The organism is Clostridium sp., from assembly GCF_051656525.1.
In the GTDB taxonomy this organism is placed as follows: Bacteria; Bacillota; Clostridia; order Clostridiales; family Clostridiaceae; genus Clostridium.
In genome coordinates this window covers 1-7614 of the sequence record NZ_JBOGCC010000011.1, presented here as the reverse complement: position 1 = coordinate 7614, position 7614 = coordinate 1, and the positions used below count along the sequence as shown (strand labels likewise).

7 protein-coding genes are annotated in these 7614 nt (G+C 30.7%); all 7 read right to left on the bottom strand.

Translation table 11 applies throughout. From position 1 onward, the window contains the following. Window positions 1-10: 10 nt before the first annotated feature. Window positions 11-2116 (bottom strand): polyribonucleotide nucleotidyltransferase, encoded by a 2106-nt coding sequence (locus tag ACRDDY_RS00395; RefSeq protein ID WP_438562990.1) that lies wholly within the window; start codon window positions 2114-2116, stop codon window positions 11-13. 82 nt (window positions 2117-2198) lie between these two features. Next, window positions 2199-2462, bottom strand: coding sequence for a 30S ribosomal protein S15 (rpsO, locus tag ACRDDY_RS00390; protein WP_438562989.1), 264 nt, complete (start codon window positions 2460-2462; stop codon window positions 2199-2201). A 120-nt stretch (window positions 2463-2582) separates the two neighbouring features. After that, window positions 2583-3485, bottom strand: a complete 903-nt coding sequence (locus ACRDDY_RS00385; protein WP_438562988.1) for a bifunctional riboflavin kinase/FAD synthetase — start codon at window positions 3483-3485, stop codon at window positions 2583-2585. 19 nt (window positions 3486-3504) lie between these two features. Then, a complete protein-coding gene (gene truB / locus ACRDDY_RS00380) occupies window positions 3505-4380 on the bottom strand; it encodes a tRNA pseudouridine(55) synthase TruB (protein ID WP_438562987.1) in 876 nt (291 codons plus the stop codon). Next, complete coding sequence (locus ACRDDY_RS00375) at window positions 4368-5354, bottom strand: DHH family phosphoesterase (protein ID WP_438562986.1); 987 nt, start codon at window positions 5352-5354, stop codon at window positions 4368-4370. Before ACRDDY_RS00375 ends, truB begins: the two co-directional genes overlap by 13 nt. Continuing rightward, the gene (gene rbfA, locus ACRDDY_RS00370; protein WP_438562985.1) at window positions 5354-5701 is read right to left on the bottom strand and encodes a 30S ribosome-binding factor RbfA; all 348 of its coding nucleotides are present in this window, start codon (window positions 5699-5701) and stop codon (window positions 5354-5356) included. Before rbfA ends, ACRDDY_RS00375 begins: the two co-directional genes overlap by 1 nt. Before the next feature lie 21 nt (window positions 5702-5722). Beyond that, the coding region (gene infB / locus ACRDDY_RS00365; RefSeq protein WP_438562984.1) for a translation initiation factor IF-2 at window positions 5723-7614 on the bottom strand (1892 nt) is incomplete at its 5' end.

Below are 7614 nucleotides of genomic sequence, written 5' to 3'. Positions count from 1 at the left end.
TTTTTATATATTAATCATTCTTTTCTTCACTATTTTCTTCTAATGCATCTTTTCTTGAAAGATTTACTCTTCCTTGGTTATCAATTTCAGTTACTTTAACTAAAATTTCATCACCAACTGAAACAACATCCTCAACCTTATTAACTCTTTCTTTAGAAAGCTTAGAAATATGCACTAACCCTTCTTTTCCTGGTAAAATTTCTACAAAAGCTCCAAAAGTAGTTATTTTAGTAACTTTTCCTAAATAAATTTCACCAACTTGAGCTTCTTTAGTTATACTTTCAATTATTTCAATTGCTTTGTTAACACCTTCATGATTCACAGATGATACAAATACTGTTCCATCTTCCTCAATATCAATCTTAACTCCAGTATCCTCAATAATTTTATTTATAACTTTTCCACCTGCTCCAATAACTTCTCTTATTTTATCAGGATTGATTTTTATAGTAGCTGTTTTTGGTGCATATAAAGAAACGTCTTTTCTTGGTCCTGGAATACATTCATTTATCTTTTCTAAGATAAACATTCTTGCATCTCTTGCATTTTTGATAGCAGTTTTTACTACATAACTGCTTAATCCTTTAAGCTTAGTATCAACTTGAATTGAAGTTATTCCTTTTTCAGTACCTGCAACTTTAAAGTCCATATCTCCAAAGAAATCTTCTATTCCTTGAATATCAGTTAAAACTTCTTCTTCTGTTAAATCTTCTGAAGTTATAAGCCCCATTGCAATTCCTGCAGCTGGTCTCTTAAGAGGTACTCCTGCATCTAATAATGCAAGTGTTGATCCACAAACTGATGCCTGTGAAGTCGATCCATTTGAACTTAATACTTCTGACACTAATCTGATTGAATATGGGAATTCATCCATTGAAGGAATTAATGGCTCAAGTGCTCTTTCTCCAAGTGCTCCATGCCCTATTTCTCTTCTACCTGGTCCTCTAAGCGGTCTAACTTCACCTACACTATATGCTGGAAAATTATAATGATGCATATATCTTTTTGATTCTGCTTCATCTATCCCATCTAAAGTTTGAACTTCACTTACTGAACCTAATGTTGCAACAGTCATAACTTGAGTTAATCCTCTTGTAAATAATCCTGTTCCATGTGTTCTTGGTAAAATTCCAACTTCACAATCAATCTTTCTTATTTGATCAAAAGATCTACCATCTGGTCTTCTTTTATCTTTAAGTAGCATATTTCTTACTACTTCTTTTTGCATATTGTAAAGAACTTCTTTTATGTCTCCTGCTTTTCCTTCATATTTTTCTGCAAACTCAGAATAAACTTTTTCGTTTACAGTTGACATAGCTTCATTTCTTTCATCTTTATCAGTGATATACATAGCTTCTTTAACCATATCACTTGCAAATGCTCTTACATCAGTATTTACTTCTTCATCAACTTTATATAATTTAGGCGTAATTTTTTCTTTTCCAAATTTAGCTTGAGCTTCTTTTTGGAATTTTATTATATCTTGACAAGCTTCAAATCCAAACTCTATTGCTTTTATCATTGTATCTTCATCAATTTCATTTCCGCCAGCTTCTATCATCATAACTTTTTCTTCTGTTGCACAAACAGTAAGATCTAAGTCCGTAACTTTTCTTTCATCTGATGTTGGATTTAATACGAATTTTCCATCTACAAATCCAACTTGAACTCCTGCAACTGGAATTGTATAAGGTATGCTAGATAATAATAATCCCATTGATGCCGCATTAATTGCTAAAATTTCTGGTAAATTATCTTTCTCTACTGACACTACAGTACAAACAACTTGAACATCATTTCTAAATCCTTTTGGAAATAATGGTCTTATTGTTCTATCAACAGCTCTTCCGTGTAGAATAGCTTTATCAGTAGGTCTTCCTTCTCTTTTTACAAATCCTCCTGGAATTTTACCAACAGAATATAATCTTTCTTCATACTCAACGCTTAATGGAAAAAAGTCTATTCCTTCTCTTGGCTCTTCAGAGGCATTAACATTTGTTAGTATAACAGTATCTCCATAGCTAAAAAAAGTTGCTGCATTTGATAACATACCAAACCCACCAAATTGAACCTTCATTTCTCTTCCAGCTATAACTGTTTTTAATTCGTTCCTCATAAAGGACCTCCCTTCGCCTTTTTAATTACAAATTTTTCTAATAATTTTAAAATAATAGAGCGGGAATGCCCGCTCTAAGATATTATCTTCTTAAACCTAATTTTTTAATTACTGCTCTGTATCTTTCGATATCTTGCTTAGCAACATAGTTTAAAAGACCTCTTCTTTGTCCAACCATCATTAAAAGACCTCTTCTTGAGTGGTGATCTTTTTTGTGAACTTTTAAGTGTCCTGTTAATTCGTTTATTCTTTCAGTTAATAATGCTATTTGAACCTCAGCACATCCTGTGTCCTTTTCATTTTTACCGAATTCTTTAATTATTTCTAATTTTCTTGCCTTATCCATGTGTATCTACACCTCCGTATAATTATCCCCTTAATTCCAAGTAAAAAGATGGCACCTTTTAACATAGAACTAGGTTTACTTTGTAAGTATATCAAAAATATTTTATTTTGTAAACATAATTTATTTTGCAGCATATATTTCCTTTTTAATAGCAAATTCCTTATCTTTTTTTAATCTTTCGACTAATTCATCTAAAGAATTAAATTTCTTTTCATCTCTAATTCTTTCCAAAAATAACAATTTTAAGTTTTCACCATAAATCATTTTATCAAAATCAATAATATATGTTTCTATAGTTAGCTTTTCGCCATTTACCGTTGGATTATTTCCTACTGAAGTTATTCCTTTATAAAATTCTTCATTATATACTACATTAGTGTAATATACTCCTTTTTTAGGAATTATATATTTATCTTCAACCTTTAAGTTTGCAGTTGGAAATCCAATCGTTCTTCCAAGCTGTTTTCCTGAAACTACCGTTCCTTCAATTAAATATGGTTTACCAAGCATTTCTTTTGCTACTTCAACTTTCCCTTCTAATAAAGCCTTTCTAATTCTTGTGCTACTAATTATTTCTCCATTATATAGGCATGGATTTATAACTTTAACTAAAAAATTGTATTTCTTACCAAGACTTTTTAAAAGTTCAATATCACCTTGATTTTTAAATCCAAATCTGTAGTTAAACCCTACAACAATTCCTCTTACATTATATTCACTATATAATTTTTTTATAAACTCTTCTGGTGATAACTTCATTAAGATTTCATCAAATCTTTCCAATACAATATTATCTACGCCTAAATCTGTTAATATTCTCTCTTTAATTTTATTACCCATTAAATATTTAAATTTATATTCTTTATTTATCACTTCTCTTGGATGATTTGAAAAAGTAAATACCATACTTTTAGCATTATTTTCTTTTGCCAATTTTTTTATTTCAGAAATAAGTTCTAAATGCCCCTTATGAAGTCCATCAAAACTTCCAAGAGCTATATAATAACCTTTTTTCTCTTCCATATCTTCACTTCCCTAAAATCTAAGATAAATGTTTTTCCATCTTAAATCCTTCCTCATCTTTCTTTCCAAGTCCTAAAAAGTTTCCTTTTCCATCATAAACTCTATATAAAACATTATTTAAAACTTCTGATGTGTATAATCTCTTATCATAGACTCTTGCACCATTTTTTATAAGTTTTAAAAATTTATCATTTATTTGCATTTTTTCATAATCATTTAAAGCTTCTTCTATTGGAATAATATATTCACTTATATTCTCTTCTGTTAAATCTTCAATATTAATACTATCTTCTTCAAAAAAGTTTGAAGTAGCATTTCTTTTTAACTTTGTCATAACAGCAAAAACACCCAGCTCTTCTCCAATATCATAACAAAGACTTCTTATGTAAGTTCCTTTTGAACATTTAACTTTCATTTCTATTAAGGGACCATCAATTTTTATATCTTCAATATAATAAATAGTTATATTTCTTCCTTCTCTTGGAACTTCTATTCCTTTTCTAGCTAGTTCATATAGTCTAACACCATTTTGCTTTAATGCTGAATACATTGGTGGAATTTGACTATACTCTCCTTTAAACTTTAAAATAGCTTCTAAGATTTCTTCTTCTGTTAAATGACTCCATTCTCTTTCCTCTAATATCTTGCCTTCTAAATCATAAGTGTCAGTTTTAACACCTAGTTTAAACTGAACTGTATATATTTTAGGTGCTCGCATTATATAATCTATAATTTTAGTCCCTTTTCCTATACATACAGGAAGAACCCCACAAGCCTCTGGATCTAGAGTACCTGTGTGGCCCACTTTACCTGTTTTTGCAAGCTTTTTGATTTTTCTTACTACATCAAAAGAAGTCATTCCTGTGTTTTTAAAAACATTTACTACGCCTTCCATTCTTTTAGCTCACTTTCAATTTTTTCTAAAAGGTTCTCTTTTGCATCTTCTAAATATACACCTTTTTGCATGACCCCTGATGCTTTTATATGACCACCGCCACCAAAACATTCCGCTACGCGTCTAACATCAAAATCATTCTTTGAACGTAAACTTGCCTTTGTTCCGTCTGCTGTTTCTTTTAATAAGACTGCAACTTCGACACCTTTTACGCTTAAAAGATTTCCTATAACATCTGATGTATCTTCTTGTTCGCAATCATATCTCTTTAAAACATCCGCTGATAATCCTACTACAATAACTCTATCATCAAAATAAAGTCTTGCAGTTTCAAAAGCATATCCCATAAGATTTAGCTTTTTCATTTTTCTATTATCAAAAAGATTTCTATAAATTTCTGTGTTATCTACGCCAACTCCAATAAGTTTGCTTGCTATATTGTGAGTTCTTTCAGTTACATTAGAATGTCTAAATGAACCTGTATCAGTTACAATAGTTGTATATAGACATGTCCCTATCTTATTCAAAATATCTGTTTTTTCATTAAAGTTAATTGAAAGATTATTTAAAAGCTCGAATATAATCTCACCTGTTGATGCAGCCTTTGCATCAACATAGTTTAAATTTCCATATTCGTCATTTGATATATGATGATCTACATTTATTAAAAAGCCTTTATAAAAAGAAAGATCCGCAGAAATTCTTTCAAAATTTCCGCAATCTACTACAACTACTAAATCTGTTCCTTGCTTTGGACTTATTGTATTCCCATCAACTTCTTTACTGAGTGATAAAAATTCTAAGTTATCAGCTATAACATCTTTAGATATTATATAGGCATCTTTCCCTAAATATCTTAAACCATTTAAAAGTGCTAATGCACTCCCCATAGCATCTCCATCTGGAGATACATGATAAGATATTCCTATTTTTTTAGCCTCTAATATTTTTTTCGCTACATCTTTTAAAGACACTATTTCTTAGTCCTTTGTATTAATGCATCAATTTTCATACCATAATCTATAGATTCATCTAACTCAAATATTATTTGTGGTACTGCTCTTAACTTAACTCTTTTACCAACTTCTCTTCTTATGAAGCTACTAGCTCCTCTTAATGCTTTTAAATTTTCTTCTTTCTCTTCTTGACTTGTGCAGAATATGCTTACATATACTTTTGCAAAACTTAAATCTCTAGTAACTTCAACTTCAGTTACAGAAATCATAGCTGTAAGTCTTGGATCTTTAACTTCATTTTGAATTAGATTGCTAACTTCTTTTCTAACTTCTTCGTTTATTCTTCCACCTCTATAGTTAGCCATTTTCCTTCACCTCGCTTTTAATTAAAGCTCTTTTCTTTCAATCGCTTCTATTGTATAAGCTTCTATAAGGTCTCCCTCTTTCATGTCATTAAACTTCTCTAAGCTTAATCCACACTCATATCCACTCTTAACTTCTTTCACATCATCTTTAAATCTTTTTAATGATGATAAAGTTGTTTCAAATATTACTATTCCATCTCTTATAACTCTTACATCAGCATTTCTAAGTAATTTACCATCTGTTACATAACATCCAGCAATTGTTCCAACACTTGATATTTTATAAGTTTCTCTTACTTCTGCAGTTCCTAATATAACTTCTTTATATTCTGGCTCAAGCATTCCTATCATAGCTGCTTTAACATCTTCTATTGCATCATAGATAATTCTATAGGTTTTAACTTCAACTCCATCTCTCTCTGCTGCAACTACTGCATTTCCATCAGGTCTTACATTAAATCCAATTACTATTGCATTTGAAGCTGATGCAAGTGTTATATCAGTTTCAGTTATAGCTCCAACTCCACCATGAATAACTCTAACTTTAACATCATCAGTTGATAATTTTTCAAGTGATTGTCTTATAGCTTCAACTGAACCTTGAACGTCAGCTTTAACTATTATACCAAGCTCTTTAACAGTTCCTTCTTTAATTTGGTTATATAAACCTTCAAGAGAAACTCTATGACTTGACGCAAAACTTTCATTTTTAATTTTATTTTTTCTTTTTTCAGCCATATTTCTTGCTGTTTTTTCATCTTCAACTTCGTTGAATCTATCTCCTGCTGCTGGTACTTCTGAAAGACCTAAAACTTCTACTGGAATTGATGGTCCTGCTGATTTTATTTTCTTTCCTGTATCATCAAACATTGCTCTTATTCTACCATATGTTGTTCCAACTAAAATTGAATCTCCAACATTTAAAGTTCCTGTTTGAACAAGTAAACTTGCAACTGGACCTCTTCCTTTATCAAGCTTAGCTTCTACAACTGTACCATTTGCATTTCTGTTAGGATTTGCTTTTAACTCTAATATTTCAGCAGTTAAAAGTACCATCTCTAGTACATTTTCAATACCAATTCCTTGCTTAGCTGAAACAGGAACACAAATTGTATCTCCACCCCAGTCTTCTGCAACTAATCCGTACTCAGTTAATTCTTGTTTAACTTTATCTATGTTAGCACCATCTTTATCTATTTTGTTTATAGCTACAATCATAGGTACATTTGCAGCTTTACAGTGACTTATAGCTTCTTTAGTTTGTGGCATAATTCCATCATCAGCTGCTACAACTAATATAACTATATCTGTAATTTGAGCTCCTCTAGCTCTCATTGATGTGAACGCTTCATGTCCTGGAGTATCTAAGAATGTTATTTCTTCTCCATTTAATGTTACTGTATAAGCTCCTATATGTTGAGTGATTCCACCTGCTTCTGATTCTGTAACTTTTTCTTTTCTTATAGCGTCTAAAAGAGAAGTTTTACCATGGTCAACGTGTCCCATTACTGTTACAATTGGTGGTCTCTTTTCTAATGATTCTTCTTCATCTTCTATTATAAGATCATCAAGTTCATCATTTCTTTCTATTTGTTCAGCTATAATTTCAAACTTTTCACAAACTTTTTTAGCTGTTTCAAAATCAATTTCTTGGTTCATTCCAGCCATAACTCCACAGAACATAAGCTCTTTTATAAGCTCTGCATATGGTTTATTGATTTTTTCTGCTAAATCTTTAACCATTATAGTTTCAGCTATTTCAACTACTTCTAAACTATTTGCAGCAGCTAAAGCCGCAGCTTCTGCTTCCATTTGCTTTCTAGTTTTCTTTTTCTTTCTATTTCCTTTATTAACTTCCTCAGCTAATATATCTTCGTATTCATCTACTAAAGTTTTCTTAATGATGTCTTCTC